General features: G+C 67.1%; 13 protein-coding genes, 1 tRNA gene and 1 pseudogene. 7 read left to right on the top strand and 8 right to left on the bottom strand.

The features are described from left to right. The first annotated feature begins 78 nt into the window (after nucleotides 1–78). The 5 genes from P8R59_RS03460 (at nucleotide 79) to P8R59_RS03440 (ending at nucleotide 6,244) form a co-directional block, all read left to right on the top strand. Nucleotides 79–1,230 (top strand): hypothetical protein, encoded by a 1,152-nt coding sequence (locus P8R59_RS03460; RefSeq protein WP_278102735.1) that lies wholly within the window; start codon nucleotides 79–81, stop codon nucleotides 1,228–1,230. Between the two features lie 40 nt (nucleotides 1,231–1,270). Then, entirely contained in the window at nucleotides 1,271–2,539 is a 1,269-nt protein-coding gene (gene serS / locus P8R59_RS03455; protein WP_278102734.1) for a serine--tRNA ligase, read from the top strand. Beyond that, nucleotides 2,536–3,435, top strand: coding sequence for an HAD family hydrolase (locus P8R59_RS03450; protein ID WP_278102733.1), 900 nt, complete (start codon nucleotides 2,536–2,538; stop codon nucleotides 3,433–3,435). Before serS ends, P8R59_RS03450 begins: the two co-directional genes overlap by 4 nt. Before the next feature lie 215 nt (nucleotides 3,436–3,650). Further along, nucleotides 3,651–4,382: a cohesin domain-containing protein gene (locus P8R59_RS03445; RefSeq protein ID WP_278102732.1), complete on the top strand. Its 732-nt coding sequence runs from the start codon at nucleotides 3,651–3,653 to the stop codon at nucleotides 4,380–4,382. A 41-nt stretch (nucleotides 4,383–4,423) separates the two neighbouring features. Then, a complete protein-coding gene (locus P8R59_RS03440; protein ID WP_278102731.1) occupies nucleotides 4,424–6,244 on the top strand; it encodes an amidase family protein in 1,821 nt (606 codons plus the stop codon). Nucleotides 6,245–6,304: 60 nt separating this feature from the next. Here P8R59_RS03440 and P8R59_RS03435 read toward each other — a convergent pair whose 3' ends face one another. Further along, nucleotides 6,305–7,564 (bottom strand): DUF2254 domain-containing protein, encoded by a 1,260-nt coding sequence (locus P8R59_RS03435; protein ID WP_278102730.1) that lies wholly within the window; start codon nucleotides 7,562–7,564, stop codon nucleotides 6,305–6,307. Between the two features lie 65 nt (nucleotides 7,565–7,629). Further along, entirely contained in the window at nucleotides 7,630–9,618 is a 1,989-nt protein-coding gene (locus tag P8R59_RS03430; protein ID WP_278102729.1) for a DUF4012 domain-containing protein, read from the bottom strand. A gap of 227 nt (nucleotides 9,619–9,845) precedes the next feature. On the opposite strand from P8R59_RS03430, the gene P8R59_RS03425 reads away from it, so the two are divergent. Continuing rightward, nucleotides 9,846–9,930 (top strand) — tRNA-Ser (locus P8R59_RS03425). A 186-nt stretch (nucleotides 9,931–10,116) separates the two neighbouring features. On the opposite strand, the gene P8R59_RS03420 is transcribed toward P8R59_RS03425, so the two are convergent. The 5 genes and pseudogenes from P8R59_RS03420 to P8R59_RS03405 form a co-directional block, all read right to left on the bottom strand. After that, a complete protein-coding gene (locus tag P8R59_RS03420) occupies nucleotides 10,117–10,926 on the bottom strand; it encodes a hypothetical protein (RefSeq protein WP_278102728.1) in 810 nt (269 codons plus the stop codon). A 162-nt stretch (nucleotides 10,927–11,088) separates the two neighbouring features. Further along, complete coding sequence (locus P8R59_RS03415; RefSeq protein ID WP_278102727.1) at nucleotides 11,089–12,201, bottom strand: GTP pyrophosphokinase; 1,113 nt, start codon at nucleotides 12,199–12,201, stop codon at nucleotides 11,089–11,091. A gap of 203 nt (nucleotides 12,202–12,404) precedes the next feature. Beyond that, nucleotides 12,405–12,635, bottom strand: a complete 231-nt coding sequence (locus P8R59_RS03410) for an integrase core domain-containing protein (RefSeq protein ID WP_278102726.1) — start codon at nucleotides 12,633–12,635, stop codon at nucleotides 12,405–12,407. 353 nt (nucleotides 12,636–12,988) lie between these two features. Next, a pseudogene (locus P8R59_RS19240) lies at nucleotides 12,989–13,159 on the bottom strand (transposase); the annotation flags it as partial. A 119-nt stretch (nucleotides 13,160–13,278) separates the two neighbouring features. Next, entirely contained in the window at nucleotides 13,279–13,563 is a 285-nt protein-coding gene (locus tag P8R59_RS03405) for a helix-turn-helix domain-containing protein (RefSeq protein WP_278102725.1), read from the bottom strand. Nucleotides 13,564–13,709: 146 nt separating this feature from the next. On the opposite strand from P8R59_RS03405, the gene P8R59_RS03400 reads away from it, so the two are divergent. Next, nucleotides 13,710–15,749 (top strand): ATP-dependent nuclease, encoded by a 2,040-nt coding sequence (locus P8R59_RS03400; protein WP_278102724.1) that lies wholly within the window; start codon nucleotides 13,710–13,712, stop codon nucleotides 15,747–15,749. Nucleotides 15,750–16,024: 275 nt separating this feature from the next. Here the strand turns inward: P8R59_RS03400 and P8R59_RS03395 are convergent, their stop codons facing one another. Continuing rightward, nucleotides 16,025–16,405 carry a VOC family protein gene (locus tag P8R59_RS03395; protein ID WP_278102723.1) on the bottom strand — a complete coding sequence of 127 codons (381 nt, stop codon included), beginning with the start codon at nucleotides 16,403–16,405 and terminating at the stop codon, nucleotides 16,025–16,027. Nucleotides 16,406–16,452 lie beyond the last annotated feature (47 nt).

The raw sequence follows: 16,452 nt of genomic DNA, 5'->3' as shown, positions 1-16,452 counted from the left end.
GGTTGACCGGGAGGCCGTGGCGGGCACTGTTCAGGATGCCGCCCTCCGCCGTTCTCCGCGCGGGTCTAGCGTTCGCCCGTGACCCTGTTCGAGCAGCCGCCGCCGCGGTCGCGGCGGCCCGTCGACACCGAGCCGTTCGCCTCGCTCGCACGGTCGCGCCGTCGTCGCCGGACCCTGGTCGGGTCCGGCATCGTGGCCGTGGCGCTGCTGCTGGTCACGATCGTCGTCGTTTCCACCGGCGCCGATCGCGCGCTGGTCGCCCAGGTCGAGGGCTGGGTCGGGCCGAGAACCCTCGCGGGCGACATCTCCGCGGTCGCCGACCGCGCGTTCCTGACCGACGACGGGCGGAAGCTGCTCACGCTCGTCGGCGCGAGGTCCGCACACGGCGACGACCTGCAGCGCTCCTGCGGGGTCACGGACACGGCGGACGATCACGCGGTGGCCGGGTGCTACAGCCTCGCGGGGATCCTCGTCTTCGTCCCGACCGACCCGCGCGTGGCCGACGCGGCCGTCACGACCCTCGCGCACGAGCTCTTGCACGCCGCGTTCGACCGGCTCGGCTCGGGGGAGGTGTGGCACGTGCGCGACATGCTGCACACAGCCCTCGACGGCGTCGCGCCCGACGACCCCGTCCGTCAGCAGATCGACTGGTCGGTCGGCGACCACGAGGAGAACCGCGACACCGAGCTGTTCGCCTACCTGGGGTCTCAGGTGCGGCCGGAGGGCGGCTTCGATCCCGAGCTCGAGGCGGTCTACGCGCGGTACTTCACCGATCGTGCCGCGCTCGTCGAGGTCGATCATCGCGTGACCGCCGAGGTGGACGGGCTCATCTCCGAGTACGAGCAGGCCGATGCGGCCCTCGTGCAGGCCATGACGGATGCCGCGACCCAGCGCGCGCAGCTCGACGCCGAGCGGGAGGCCTACGAGCGCGACCGCAAGATCTACCAACAGGATGCCGACCGGTACAACTCCCTCGCCCCCGAGGAGCGGGCGCAGTGGAGACAGGACTGGATGGGGGCGGACGGCGTCCTGCACAGCGGGACGTGGCAGGAAGCGCTGGCCGGCCGACTGGCCGACCTCGACGCCCGTCACGCCGACCTCGATCAGCGTGTCGCCGCCGTCGAGGCGGCGGACGCCGACGCCTTTGCGCGCCGTGCGGCGATCGAAGGGCAGTACGCGGACGTGCTCGCCGTGACGAAGGCGCTGGACCCCGCGGCCGCCGGGTCGTGACGCGGGAAAGTGCGGCCGGAGCCGACCGTAGGATGGACGCGTGATCGACCTGACTCTGCTGCGTGAAGATCCCGAACTGGTGAAGCGCTCCCAGATCGCGCGCGGGGAGTCGCCCGCGTCGGTCGACGAGGCGCTCGAGGCCGACCGTCAGCGCCGTCAGGCGATCACGACGTTCGAGGAACTCCGCGCCGCGCAGAACGCGCACGGCAAGAAGGTCGCCAAGGCGCCGAAGGACGAGAAGCCCGCGCTCGTGGCCGAAGCGAAAGAGCTCAGCGAGAAGGTCAAGGCCGCCCAGCACGCGGTGACCGGCGCAGAGGAAGCCGCGGAGGCGGCTCTCGCCCGGATCGAGAACATCGTGCTCGAGGGCGTCCCCGCCGGGGGCGAGGAGGACTTCGTCACCCTCCGCACCCACGGCGAGGTCCCGACGTTCGACTTCGAGCCGCTCGACCACCTGGCCCTGGGCGAGAAGCTCGGCGCCATCGACATGGAGCGCGGCACGAAGGTGTCGGGCAGCCGCTTCTACTTCCTGACCGGCATCGGCGCACGCCTCGAGCTCGCGCTCATGACCCTGGCGCTCGACCGGGCGCTGCAGGCCGGCTTCACGCCGATGATCCCGCCGACGCTCGTGCGCCCCGAGGTCATGCGCGGCACCGGATTCCTCGGCCAGCACGCCGACGAGGTCTACCACCTGCCGAAGGAGGACCTCTACCTCGTGGGAACGAGCGAGGTCCCCCTCGCCGGCTACCACATGGACGAGATCCTCGACCTGGAGCGCGGCGCGAAGCGCTACGCCGGATGGTCCACCTGCTACCGCAGCGAGGCCGGCTCCTACGGCAAGGACACCCGCGGCATCATCCGCGTGCACCAGTTCAACAAGCTCGAGATGTTCGTCTACACCGACCCGGCGGATGCCGAGGCCGAGCACGACCGTCTCGTCGCGATGCAGGAGGGCATGCTGCAGGACCTCGGGCTCGCGTATCGCGTGATCGACGTCGCCGCCGGCGACCTCGGTTCCAGCGCCGCGCGCAAGTTCGACATCGAGGCCTGGGTGCCCACGCAGGACGCGTACCGCGAGCTCACGAGCACCTCGAACTGCACCACGTACCAGGCGCGTCGCCTCGACACCCGCTTCCGCCCGGCCGACGGCGGTAAGACGCAGCCGGTCGCGACGCTGAACGGCACGCTCGCCACCACGCGCTGGATCGTCGCGCTGCTGGAGACCCATCAGCGCGCCGACGGGTCGGTGACGGTGCCCGAGGTGCTCCGGCCGTATCTCGGCGGACTCGAGGTCATGGAGCCCATCGCGTGACCGACGAGGCCGCCCTGCCCCGCATCGGAGACGTCGACGCGTCGCCGCAGGACGAGGCGGCCGAGGTCGTGGCCGACATCGCCCGCACCGCTCCCGTCGGGCGCATGCTCATCGCGCTCGACATCGACGGCACCGTCCTCCTCGAGGACGAGTCGCTCAGCCCCGGAGTCGTGGATGCCGTGCGCCACGCCCAGCAGCAGGGCCACGAGGTCATGCTCGCCACCGGCCGCAGCTGGGACAGCACCCACACGGTCATGGCGCTCCTCGGCATCCATCCCGAATACGCGGTGTGCTCGAACGGCGCGATCGTCATGCGCCGGGTCGGGGGACCGGATGCCGCGGAGTACGAGCGCGCGCACGTCGAAACGTTCGACCCGACCGAAGTCCTGACGCTGCTGGGCGAGCACCTGCACGACGCGCACTTCCTCGTCGAACTCCCCGACGGTCAGCGGCTGTTCACCGACTACCTCGACGACTGGAACCTGCAGGGCGCGAACGAGGTGAGCTTCGCCGAGCTCTCGCACCGACCGGTGTGCCGTGTCGTCGTCGTGGCTCCGGAGAAGACCGACAAGGACTTCCTCGAGTTGGTCGGGCGCATCGGCCTCAGCCAGGTGTCCTACGCGATCGGCTGGACGGCGTGGCTCGACATCGCACCGCAGGGTGTGAACAAATCGACCGCCCTCGAGCTGGTGCGAGAGTGGCTCGGCATCCCGCCCGAGAACGTCCTCGTCATGGGCGACGGCCGCAACGACATCGAGATGATGCAGTGGGCGGTGTCGCACGGTGGTCGCGCGATCGCGATGCAGCAGGGCCCCGCCGAGGTGCACGCGGCGGCCGGCGAGGTGGGGCTGTCGGTGACCGACGGCGGCGTCGCCGCGGTGCTCCGCGACCTCTAGGCGCTCCCTCGCAGAGGATGCTCCGACGGATTCACATCGAACCCGTACCCGACGCATCGTCGTTGCGCAGCCCAGCGCGATACGCCGTCGAAACGTGGCGCAACTTGTCGGACATGCTGGCCTGAAAGGGTCGGGGCACCCCCGTCGACCGCTCCGGCCACCACCCCGGCTCGCGCGTTCGTCGTCGTCCCCTCCCCGAGGAGCTTCGCCACCGCATGTCTGCACGCATCCCCGCATCACCCCCGAGAGCGACACGGCGCGTCAGCGCCGCGATCGCCGCGGCCCTGGCACTGTTCGCGCCGTTGGCGGCCGCCACCGCCGCCCACGCGGCCGAACCCGCCGCCACCTTCACGCTCGAGCTGTCGTCCTCGAGCGCCACCGAGGGCGACACCGTCCTCGCCACGGTCACCGGCGCCGACGTGAGCGACCTGTATGCCTACGATCTGGTGTTCACGGTCACCGAGGGGGCGCTCGAGTCCGCCGACGCCCCGGTCGGCCCCGACGGAGGATTCACCTCGGCCGTCGACGCCCCCGGCACCATCACCGTCTCGCACACGCGGCTCGGAACCTCGCCGGGCCTCTCCGGCACCGTCGTGCTCGCGACCGTTCCCCTACGGGCGGTCGGCTCGGGCACGGCCCGTGTCGAGCTCTCCTCCGTGCGTCTGGTCTCCTCGACCGGCGAGACCGCCGAGCAGGCCGACGTGGCATCCGAGACCGTCGAGCTCGAGGCGCTCCCCACGCCGGAGCCGTCCGCCTCGCCCAGCGACTCGGCGTCCCCGTCGCCGTCGCCCTCCACGTCGTCCGTGCCGGCGGCGAGCGGTGCGAGCGACCTCGCCACCACCGGTGTCGACGCCACCCCGTGGCTCATCTCGGGAGCCGTGGGCGTCGCCCTCATCGCGGTCGGCGCGGTGCTGGTCGCCCGTCGCCGTCAGGGGGTGCGCGAATGATCGCGTCCGCCTCTTCTGCCTCGACTCGTGAAGGATCGCCCATGACCCCCCTGTCCCGCCGCGCCCTCGCCGTCACCGCGACGCTCGGCGTCGTCGCGGCCGGCGCGTTCACCGCCCCGGCTGCGGTGGCCGCTCCCGCGCCCGCGGCCGCGTCGGCGCCGCTCCTCGCGCCGTACTACACCGAGCTCGATCTGACCGGTGACGCTCAGGTGACAACGGCCGATCTGGCCGTCCTGGCAGAGAACATCGGTGAGTCCGCGAGCGACGCAGGCTGGGCGCAGACCTCTGCCCTCGACCTCGACGAGGACGGCGCCATCACGGCATCCGACCTGGCCCTGCTCTCGGAGCGCATCGTCTACGACGACGGCCCGTTCGAGATCGTCGAGGCGGATGCCGTGGCCATGCAGGCCGCGATGAACGCCGGCGTGCTGACCTCGGTGGAGCTGACGCAGCAGTACCTCGACCGCATCGCCGCGTACGACAAGGTCGTGCGCCAGGACGGCGGTCGCCCGCTGAACTCGATCATCACCACCAGCGACGTCGCGCTGACGGCCGCGGCCGCGGCCGACGCGATCCGCGCCGAGAAAGGCATGACGAGCATGCTGCTCGGCATCCCGATCGCCCTGAAGGACAACTACAACACCGTCGACATGCCCACGACCGCGGGCTGCGGATGCTGGAACGACAACCAGACGACGACGGATGCCACGATGGTGAAGGGTCTGCGCGCCGATGGCGCGGTCATCGTCGCGAAGGCGTCGATGGACGAGTTCGCCATCAACCTGTCGTCGCAGTGGTCGGCGTTCCAGCCCGCCGGGACGGCGCTCACGGTCTCGAGCCCCTACGACACCACGCAGACCTCGGGCGGTTCCAGCGGCGGCACGGGCGCGGCCATCGCGGCGAACCTCGCCGGCATCGGCTTCGGGACGGACACCGGCGGATCGATCCGCATCCCCTCGACGTACAACCAGCTGGTGGGCGTGCGGCCCACCGTCGGTCTCGCCAGCCGCGACGGCATCGTGCCGCTCGCGCTGTCGCAGGACACGGGAGGTCCGATCGCGCGGTCCGTCCTGGACGCCGCCGTCGCCCTCGATGCCGTCGTCGGCGAGGACTCCGGTGACCCCGTCACGGCCCGCTCGGCCGGCAAGATCCCGGAGAGCTACACGGCCTACCTCGACGGAGACTCCCTGCAGGGCAAGAAGATCGGCTACATCGCCTCGATGCTGGGAACCAACGCCACGACCCAGCGCCTGTTCGCCGAGGCCCGGGCGACCTTCGAGGCGCAGGGTGCCACGCTCGTCGAGGTGGCCGCTCCCGAGGGATTCGCGGCGATCGTCGGTGAGGGCAGCGGCAGCGGGCCCGAGTTCGGGCACGACCTGCAGAACTACATCGACGCCTACCTCAACCCGGCCGTGACCACGCGGAGCCTCCTGGCCATCTCGCAGTCGCCGAACATCGTGCCGGGACGGGCGACCAACCCCTACGGCACGCGTGCCGCGGTGACCGAAGAGGCCTACCAGGCCTGGGCGGGACCGGAGGGGACGCACACCCAGCAGCTGGCGAAGGGCAAGCAGATCATGACGGCGCTCATGAACGACCAGGGCCTGGATGCCGTCGTCTACCCGACGGGCAACCCCTACAGCACCATCGGGACCAACATGCGCCTGAGCCCCAACACGGGTCTCCCCGCGGTCACGGTGCCGATGGGGCAGGGCATCGCGGGCGAGGCCTCGACGGGAGGCGTGAACCTGGAGTTCCTGGGCCGCGACTTCGCCGAGGGACCGCTGCTCGGTCTGGCCTACGGCTTCGAGCAGGCGACCCACGCTCGCACGACGCCGGCGAACTACGGCCCGCTGGGCTAGAACACCACGGCGGCGGTCCCGGACAGGTGCGTCCGGGGCCGCCGCCGTCGTCTGTGCGCGTCAGTCCGCGAGAGGGTTCCAGGCGGCGCGCACGGTGTCGCGCAGCAGCCGGGCGTCCGCCCGGTCCAGCGCGCGTCGACTGCGGGCGAACGCCGCGCGGGCGGCATCGCGGAACACGTCCGCGTGGGCGGGCGCGGTCGCAGCCAGCGAGGCGAGGCACTTCTGCAGGCGGACCTGCACCTCCACCTGCGCCGCGCCGTCGCGCGCGAGCGGGCGGAACGCGTCGGCGACGATCTCGTCGAGGGTCGCCGGGGCGATGTGCACGTGGGGGTATCGCACCGTGGAGTCGGGCTCGGTGGTCACCGCGTGGGCGAGCACCCGCTGCAGTGCCGCGATGACCTCGATCGCGGTGCCGGGGTCGTTGGTGGCCGCCGAGAGCGCACGGCTGCCGATCTCGGTGAGGGCGATGACGCCGAACCTCGGGTCCTGCTCGTACGTCCGGTGATGCTCGAGGCGGAAGGCGCCCCGAAGGGCGGCTGCGGTGGCGTCGTCCATCTCTCCCTCGACGCGGACGAGCGGCGTGCGGGCGTCGGCGAGGCGACCGGGGGCCGCGGTCACGTACACGCTCAGCCCATGGGCTTCAGCGAGCCGGTCGAGGGTGGCCACGTCGAGATGCGTCACGTAGCCGATGTCGTCGGCGTGCACGGCGCGGGCCCCCGGCGGCACCGTGGTCAGCCGGCGCGCACCGAGAGCGGGCGACGCGGCGTGCCGCTGGATGGTCAGGGTCGCGGCCTGCTCCACGCGGTCGATGACATCCGCCATCCGTCCGAACGTCGACAGGTGCGAGATCCAGCGCAGCAGTGTGAAGACGACGATCGCGATCACGACGAGCGTGCCCACGAAGAGAATCGTGCGGCCCTGCTCGGTGTAGTACCCGGTCGAGAGGGCGACGATGCCGACGAGGGAATAGGTGAACGCCCCGATGAAGGTCGAGACCGCGTTCTGCGAGGTCGTGTCGGCGATGAGCAGGGGAGTGGACCGGGGGGTAGCCGTCGTCGTGGCGGAGGAGAACGCGGTGACCATCGCCGTGACCGAGAAGGTGCTGACCGTGAGCATCGCGGTGGCGATGATCTGCAGCAGGGAGTCGACGGCGTTCTGACCCAGGTCGATCGAGATGCTGAACGGGAGCAGCGGACCCACGAGGCCCGCGACCAGGGCGATCGCGATCCCGATCACCGTGAACAGCGCCGCGCGAACCCACACCTGCCGTCCGAGTCGGAGGAAGAAGGATGCCAGCGACCCGCCGCCCGTCATCGTCATCCCTCGACGCTAGACGGTGCAGGCGTGGCGAGGTCGCCACTTGCGCCGAGCGCCGTCGGTCGGGATCACCCGATGGTCGACAGCATGATGTTGTCGGAACCTTCGGGGCTCCGGAACAACGGGGCGCAGCTCGGATCGATCGTGACCTTCGTGTCGTTCGCGCCGGGGGTGTGCCGCAGTTCCAGGGGACCCAGGTCTCCCTCCGGCAGCTTGACCGTGTAGGAGACGGTGCGCGTCGCACCTTCCGGCAGTAGCAGCGTCCGGCTCACGGCGGGGTTCTCGTGGTCGGACCCGGAGCGGTCGTGGAACGTCGAATCCCAGCGGTCGCCCTCGTCGGGATCCGTGGAGACGATCTTCCCGCCCGGCGGGGCGAAGAAGAGCACGTCGAGCATCATCGTGCGCAGGTCGATCCCGCGTTCGATGTTGCGCAGTCCGAGGGTGTAGCCGCTCGTGATGGCATCCGTGATGCTGTTGTGCAGCTCCATCGACACCGTGATCGTCCGGTCGTCGGCGTTGCACGTCGCGAACTGCGAGTACGTCAGGTGGTACTCGAGCTTGCCGATCGAGTAGTCGTTGAAGTAGATGCCCAGCTGGGTGGACGAGGTGTTGTCCTCCTGCAGGGTGCCGTCGAGGCCGTACTGGTGGGCGAGACCCTCGAGGCTCGGGTCGTCGAACCACGCGTAGATGCGCCCCTCCTGGGCGCTGCGGACGACCTGGTTCCACATCGTCCCGATGTCCCACTGGCGTCCCGTCAGTTTGGAGAACATGGCGGCGCTGATCTCGCTGAAGTAGCGGTCCATCGCGGCGTTGTCGATGCCGTACCGCTCGTACGGTTCGCTCATGAGCTTGGAGCCGGCGTTCTGGGCGTCGACCGTCTCGCCCGAGGCGAGCGTGATCGGGCCGGTCGCCTCCAGCAGGTGCGCCAGGACGATCGGATCGATCGAGAACGCTCCGTCGAATTTCGGTTTGTCGGTCCACTCGCGCGTCTTCTGGAACAGCTCGACAGCGGTCGGGAAGTCCGGGGACATGTTGAAGTTCGACGACCAGTTCGTCATCTCGGGCGGGTAGAGCTGCCGCGTCTCGGTGGGGAGGCGGAGGAGCGACCCGTTCACGGTGTCGAAGCCCCGGGACGGCAGGTCGGTGTACATGAGGTCGGTGCCGGTGTCGAGGCTGAGCATGTCGACGTTGCCGTCGTCGACCTTGAGGACGAGCCACTGCGCGACGCCGCCCCCGGTCGCCCGGATCTCGGCAGGCGTCTGGATCATGAGCTGGTACAGCATCGGACGCTCGGCGCCCGCGGCCCGGAGGATCTCGGGGAGGTGCTCCTCTACCGTCGTCAGGATCGGCGTCGCCTGCTGGATCATGCTCTGGAGCTGATCGACCGGCGCCGAGATCTGCGGGAGGACACCCGTGCGGTCCATGCCCGACGCGATCTGGGATGCCTCGTCGAAAGACGTCAGCACGGTCGGGATGACCGCCCCGGCGTGGAGGAACGGTCGCAGGTTGATCCCGCTCCCGGTGTTGTCGCCGCCCGAGGCGGCCATCATGGTCATCACCGGCGGGATCGACTGCGAGCTGATCGTGTGCGCGATGTCGGTGACGGCGCGGACGGCCAGAATGTTCGTGCGGGCGGCCGGGATCTGCGCGGCGAAGTCCCACAGCGGGTTCTGCGTGGTGTCGTATGCGCGTTGGGCGTGGGCGACGATGTCGCCGCCGGATCGTTGGATGCCATCGACGTCACCGCTCGCGGCGGCGCGGACCAGCTCCTTCGACTGCGCCACCGCCCCCTCGAGGTCGTCGCGCACCTGGATGACCTGCCACACGAAGACGCCCGCGGCGACCGCCAGGGCGAGAAGCACGACGGTGAGGGGGCCGCCGATGAGCGCCACCACGACGGAGGTCTTCCGGCGCCAGCGTTGGGGCGTGGTCTCCGCGCCGGCGTGCCGCGCGAACGGCTGCTTCGAGGTGAGTCCGTCGACTCCCCGGCGTGCGCGGTGTGTGCGCCTCCCCGTCCGCCGCGTCGCGCGCGTCTCCGCCCCCGTCTGCAAGATCACCGGCGAATCGTAACCGGGCGAGGTGACAGGTCACCGACAGGCCTGTGAACGCCGACCGTGTCGCGGCTCGCGGCGCGGCTCGGCGGGGGCTCCGCGCCGGGACGGGGGCTCGAACGCACACGTTCGGGTCGAGCGCGTACTTCCGGGGCGACCGCACGAGGAGCGCTCGACCGGAACGTGTGCGCTCGCGGTGCGGCCGCGCGCGGCTGGGTAGACTCGCACGATCGGGAGGGTTGTCCGAGCGGCCGATGGACCTGGTCTTGAAAACCAGTGGGCAGAGATGTCCCGTGGGTTCGAATCCCACACCCTCCGCAAACGTGAAAGTAAGCGACGGCATTCGAACCTCGCCCATGCGATGGCTGGGCGAGGTTCGGCCGTGCGAGGAGTTATTTGTGTCAGCAATGCCATAGAACGGCTTCGAAAAGTGAGCGGAATCTACCAGATGACTCCAAAGGGGAAAGCGCTCCATGGCGCAGCGCGCGGGATGCTCGCTCGGTCTCAAGCCTGGTTGTCGGCGCCAGCCGTCACCGGGTTTCCATCATCCTGATTCGCCGCGACGGCCGAGGTGGTCTCTGCTTTTGCATCATCGAGAGGGCCCACCTGTGCTGGAAGTGATGTGGCGCGACGGAGAGTTCGTGCCATGGACCGTGGTTTGAGTGTGTCCTTCAAGCCCTTCACTTCGCCGGCGACTGCATCGATATGCTTCGCAATTCTAAGTAGAGGATCGGCGACCGCGATGGAGCGTCGCCACGGCTCTACCTCTAGGACGAACCGATCCAGGTATTCCCTGCCCGCCGCGTCCTCATAGCGAACGTTGACTGTCCAGCTCGGAGCCTCCTCACCCTCCACGCCGAACAGTTCCTCGCCATCGAGGTAGTACTTCACAGGGCGAGCGTTGGAAAGAGAACGCAGGACTGTCGAGCCGTCTGCGAGCCGATTCAAATCTTGGATTGACTTCTTCCAGCCGTCGCTGTCGGGCGACGAGATTGGGACGAACGGCGAATCGACGTCGAGGGTCACGTTGTGGGCGGCCGTGCGTCCATCGTTCTTCACGACCACGAACACGGAAGTGCTCCCAGTGCCCCATCTAGCTGCCGCTACCTGGAACTCGAAGTCGACCACGACGTAGGGCCGCGTGAGGGCGACGTTCGACTCAGTCATTGCGTCGTTGGATGCGGCCAAGAGCTTGTTCGACGAGATCAACTCCCCTAGCTGTCTCTTCGCGATGACAAGCGCGATGATGGCGGCTACGGCCGCCAGAAGGGTTCCTACGCCTTGAACGGCAGCCCAGAAGACAACGTCGGTCATGGCTCCGTTCTACAGGTAGCGCCGGACAATCACTTCGGGGCTCACCGCCAGTGAGCGATGGTCAAGTGCATCGCTCTGAGTATCGGGCCCTTCTTCGGGTGTGGATGTCCCAGAATGCGTGGCAGTAGAGTTGACCGTTTTCGAGCACTGTCAGATCGCCCTTTATAAGTCGCCGGGCCGTTCGGAGCTCTCTGGTCGAGTCCGGAATGCGGCGTCATGTATGTGCTGGAAGGCTTCGCGTGTCTGAGGATGATCCATACCGCGAAGGTCAAGGCTCCACTGGCCATCCTGTTGCTGGAGAGTCTTGTGCAGGTACAAGTAGAAGAGGCTCACGCCCGCAGGAAGCGTTGTGTAGGGGAAGGGTTCTTCGCCGTCCGGGTCTGCGTCGTCGAGGAACCACTTGACTGCGAAGTCGACGAGTTGTGCCTCCTCCGCGGCGAGCGCGCTCGCGACCTGACCAGTCGATGTGAAGCCCACTCCGGTGAGTTCGTCCGCGCGAGTGTCAGCGTACGAACCGGTCGCAGGGGCGATGGTAGCTCCAATCCCGGCGGCAATTGCACGGTCCGTTCTCCCGACAACGCCACCGTCGGTCCGTACAAGCGCCAAGATTGAGTCACGATCGACGGCTACGTCGCCGCCCTGGTCAATTGCTTCGCGAACACGTTCCACGTGGTCTGCCACTTCGCGGCTTACCGCGTCAAACTCAGAGTCGGCCGTTTCTAGAAGCCCGGCCAGTCTCGCGAACCGTCGCTTCAGCTGTGCCGGGATGCCGGAGGTGGACTTGTATCCCAAGTCGTGCTCGATCTCGGCCCAGGCGTGTTGCAAGATCGACCTGATCTGAATCTCAAAATACACGTCTCTGAAAGGGGCCCACTCGGCGAACCCGGCCCGTACGTCGTCGAGCTTCACAACCAGGTGATAAGAGAGGTAGCCGAATCGATCCGGATCCAGACCAGACATCTTGTCGAGTGACCGCTCCTCGTCGACATCGAAGTTCGCTCGAAGGACATCGACAACCGTGTCCACGTCGCTAGCGAGGTAGGTTACGACTCTCACGCCAAGCATGTCGTGGAGATCGCCATAGGTGCCGTACTTGCCGGAGCTGCCATCAATCTTCTTCGTGGCGCTGACATTGCTCTTCACGCGGTGATTCACGCTCACGATTGTGAGACCGACCGATGAGACAAGATCCCGAATGAGGCTCTCGATCTTGATGCCCATCGGCCCGAGAACTCCGGACATTTTGTCGTAGTCGGTTGCAATTCTGCGATCCACGCTCCGATGCTAGCGGTCGCCGTGTCGGCAGGATCCTGATGTGTTGAACCTGGCGTTGCCGCGCAGGCGGCGCCGCCGAGCAGATGGTCGCACATCGAGCGCCGACGATCCGTTGCTAACGCGAACGCCCTTGCTCTGAAGCTGAATGGGGAGCGTCACGAGTGGAGCCTGACCCGCTTCTCCGGACGGGTTGTTTGTGTTGATCATGCCGCGGTGGCGGCGGGGATGTGAAGTCTCTCGAACTCCACGGGGCTGAGGTTGCCGAGGGCAGTGTGCCGGCGGGTCGGGTTGTAGAAGCCCTCGATCCACTCGAACATCGCCGACGACAGCTCCGCATTCGATGTCCAGCTCGATCGGTCAAGAAGCTCGCGCTGCATGCTCGACCAGAACGACTCGATGAGCGCGTTATCGACGCTGGAGGCGACGCGGCCCATCGAGCCGAGCAGGCCGGCTTGCCTGAGCCGGTGGCCGAAGAGCCAGGATGTGTATTGCGCTCCTCGATCGGCGCGGACCACGGTTCCGGGCTCAGGCCGGCGTCGCCAGCGAGCCATCTAGAGCGCGTCGACGGCGATCTTCGCGGTGATTCGGTCCGAGATCGACCAGCCCCCCCCACCCGGAGGCTGAACGCGTCGATGACGGCCGCGCAGTAGACCCATCCGTCCTTCGCGCGATGCTGTGTGATGTCACAGAACCAGAGCCTGTCCAGCTTGGATGGGCGGAACTGTCGCTTCACCAGATCCTCGTGCGCCGCTGTGTCCGGTTTCCAACCGCGCCGTTTGCGGCGGTGGGAGATGTCGGTGAGGCCGTCGAGGCGCACGAGGCGGGCGACTCGCTTCCTGCCGATATGAATGCCGAGCCCGAGCCGCAGCTCGGCCTGGACCCGCGGCGCACCGTAGGTGCCTCTCGAGTCGCGGTGAACCTTTCGGATCGTCGTCGTCAGCGCCTCGTCCGCGTCCATGCGCGCCGACGGCGGTCGGCTCCCCCAGTCGTAGAAGCCGGAGGTCGAGACGTTCAGGAACCGGCAGGCCACCGCGACGGGAACACCCTCCGCGGCGAGCTCCTGGACCAGCCGGAACCTCATTTTGGGGGCACGTTCTCCCTGGCGAAGTAGGCGCTGGCGCGCTTGAAGATCTCGAGCTCCATCTCCAGCACCCGATGCCGGCGCCGAAGCTCCACGAGTTCCTTGTGCTCGTCGCTCGTGACGCCGTCCTTGCGGCCGGTATCGACCGCGTCGCGGTTTATCCAGTTCCGAAGGCACGACTCGCTGATCCCGAGATCACGCGCGGTCTGGCCGATAGGGTTGCCCTGGGCAACGAGATCCAGGGCTCGACGTCGGAACCCCGGCGGGTGGGCAGCAGGCATCTCACGGACTCCTTCCGAGACGATCATCGCCTCAACTCAGGTGTCCGGAAAAGCGGGTCAGGCTCCCATGGCTGCCACTCTCTCTTCCGGCTGAGACCGTGAAAAGCTCTGTGCATAGTCGAACACCCCGCGGTACCGTGGATTGGGTGTGGGGACTCGGATCGGTCAGCTCGGCCTTCGGCGTCGACCGTTCGCCTCTCGAAATCCTTGTGAACCTGAGCGTGTTTCCTGCGAGCGTTCTATCGTTCCGCGCACGGGCAGGACAGAGCATCGCGGGGTTCAGCGTCGAGATCATGGGCGTTGACGCTCGCTTGCGCGGACAGTGGGGGGACCCGGTCACGCGCGAACCCGATCTGCTCGTGCATGGGCGCCCGGTCGATGTTTATGTGTTCATGGCCAGCACCGAATCTGGTGCGCGAGTGTCACTAGAGGGGCACGGCATCCCTACTATTGCGACGACAGAGGACTTCTTGCTCCTCGTGTCGTGGGTTGGCTGCAACGGGAACGACGTAGGCGGCGAGGTGGTTGTCTATTGGAGGGGCGCGGACCGGATCTCCGGGCGCGGACCGATAGGACTGTATGGCGCGGACGCGACGGCCATCCGCGAGTACTCGGCTGACCCGACAAACCGGCTCACCATAGCGCCGCCAGTCCGTGGCAAACGGATCAAGTCAATTCGGACGTGGGGCGGAAGCCAGCGTCAGAACGGAGGACGCAAGGTGGATCACCTGAGTGCGGTCTCACCCGCAGTGCCTGTCCGTGTATCAGGTCTGACGCTGCGCGGTCTTCGTGGATTCCGCTCGGATGCGGGGCTCCGATTGGCGCAGCCCACCGGCGTGCCGGGAAGCGGACTGACGATTGTTGTCGGTGCAAACAATGCGGGAAAATCGACGATCTGGGAAGCGTTCGACGCGTTGGCGCGAAAATCCAAATCCGATGTCTCATTCTCAGAAGGTCGCCGCAACCGATTGAGTCCAGATGGTGTACACATTCGACTCGATCGTGTCGATGGGTCGGCATATTCTCTGCGCAGTCGGAACCCCGACACTAGCGAGACTGTGGCTGAATGGATAACAATGGGTACTAGTCCCCAGCGTTTCGAGATTGTCTCAGTGCCATCAAGGCGACAGTTCAATGCCAGCTTTGGAAAGAACCTCACGAGTCAACGAGACTGGATGACGAGTGGGTCGGACTTCTCTCGCTCGCGTCAGTTTGACCAGTCATCGCAGTTCACTGGTCGGCTTTTTGACCTGCACAACGATGAAGCCAAGAAGGCGAAGTTCGACTCACTCATGGAAGACGTTCTCGGGCATGAGCTGAAGTGGATGATCGATCTCGCCGATGGTCAACAAGGTCAGTCTTACTATCTGAAGATTGCGACGGGCGATGGGTCCAACCATACGAGCGAGGGACTCGGTGACGGGATCATCAGCCTGCTCTTCATCTTGAACGCTCTGTACGATTCGGAACCAGGAACCCTCGTGACGATCGATGAGCCTGAGCTTTCTCTTCACCCCCAGCATGTCCGTCGGCTTGGGCGGCTCATTTCGCGCTTCGCCCGTGATCGCCAGATTGTCGTCTTCACCCACTCACCCGCGCTGGTCTCGTGGGATGACATCGCTGCAGGCGCTGAGATTGCCAGGGTGTTCAAGGAGGGAGGTCAGTCGCTACTCGCCCAAGCGAGCAGGTCTGCGATCGATGACATCAGCCGCGCCCGGGGCGGATGGGTCAACCCTCACGTTTTTGGTTCAGATGCCAATGCCACCCTCTTCCTTGACGATGGAGTCATCGTCGTCGAGGGGCAAGAGGACGCGGCGCTGTTGCCAACCGTGTTCGAGCAACTTGAGATTCCATTCAACGGCGCTATCTTCGGCTGGGGGTCGGGCGGCGAGAGCAATGTCGAGCGCATCCTAACTCTGCTCTTCGAGCTTGGTTTCAAGCGCGTGGCGGCCGTGCTGGATAACGATGTTCCCGAAACGAGCGAGAAGCTAAGAGTCCGATTCCCTGGGTACTTGGTGGTGGAGATCCCGGCGGCTGACATACGCGATAAGCCGGCCAAGAATTTCTCGGGCAAGGCTGGTCTAATGGATCGCAGGGGCAGACGAGTGAAGCCCGAGCTTGAAGACGCCGCGCGGGAGGTGCTTCAACAAGTGAGCGACCGGCTCGCGCCCACGCCCCGGATGTAGCATGCCATCCGTGTCGAGTCAGTTCGGTGCGCGGTGCTGCTCATGACGTTCGCCTAACCCCTCAGCCCATGAGGCGGCCGCGCATGCATCACGCGCCGAGTGGAACGCGCTGCGGATAGTTTGCGTTCGAGGGCCCTCCTTCTTGTCGGCTCGCGACCCAGTCCAGCAGCCGTTTCGACTCGCGCGAAGGGTTCGAAAGCCACCGCGCAGGTTCCGCAACCGAGAACGCGGCCCCGTGCGGTCCGCCTTCTGCGTCGTACCGGCTGATCCGCGATTCACTCCGTGAGTGACGCGCCCGGGCTGATCTCCTGCAGTGCCCAGGTGTTGGCATCCGGGTCGGAGAAGAAGGCGTAGCGCACGCCGCCGCCCATGTCGTGGATGCCGCTCACGTCGAGGCCGCGTGACACGAGGGTTGCGCGGGTCGTCTCGAGGTCGTCGACGACGAGGTGGATGTTGACGACGGGAGCACCGCCTCCCATCCCCGTTCCGAAGGCGATGGAGCAGGCCGAGCCGGGCGGGGTGAGCTGGACCACGCGCATGCCGTTGCCGGGGGAGACGTCGTGGTCGAGCGCGAAGCCCAGGATGTCCCGGTAGAACGCGATGCTCCGGTCGACGTCGGAGACGGTCAACGGGATGAGTTCGAGGCGCATGCGCATGCGAACAGGGTAGGGCGGAGCCGTGATACTTGTTATTGACAAGCGAA

The sequence above is a fragment of the Microbacterium proteolyticum genome, from assembly GCF_029639405.1.
Taxonomy (GTDB): Bacteria; Actinomycetota; Actinomycetes; order Actinomycetales; family Microbacteriaceae; genus Microbacterium.
This window is presented reverse-complemented; position numbering and strand designations above follow the sequence as displayed.

What these genes read in the sequence shown, in the direction of transcription:
- P8R59_RS03440 (WP_278102731.1), top strand. Translation starts at nt 4,424, where the DNA reads ATGACCCCCCTGTCCCGCCGCGCCCTCGCCGTCACCGCGACGCTCGGC.
- P8R59_RS03410 (WP_278102726.1), bottom strand. Translation starts at nt 12,635, where the DNA reads ATGGGCCGCGTCGCCTCCAGCGTCGATAACGCGCTCATCGAGTCGTTC.
- P8R59_RS03405 (WP_278102725.1), bottom strand. Translation starts at nt 13,563, where the DNA reads ATGCCTGCTGCCCACCCGCCGGGGTTCCGACGTCGAGCCCTGGATCTC.
- P8R59_RS03395 (WP_278102723.1), bottom strand. Translation starts at nt 16,405, where the DNA reads ATGCGCATGCGCCTCGAACTCATCCCGTTGACCGTCTCCGACGTCGAC.
- P8R59_RS03420 (WP_278102728.1), bottom strand. Translation starts at nt 10,926, where the DNA reads ATGACCGACGTTGTCTTCTGGGCTGCCGTTCAAGGCGTAGGAACCCTT.
- P8R59_RS03435 (WP_278102730.1), bottom strand. Translation starts at nt 7,564, where the DNA reads ATGACGATGACGGGCGGCGGGTCGCTGGCATCCTTCTTCCTCCGACTC.
- P8R59_RS03445 (WP_278102732.1), top strand. Translation starts at nt 3,651, where the DNA reads ATGTCTGCACGCATCCCCGCATCACCCCCGAGAGCGACACGGCGCGTC.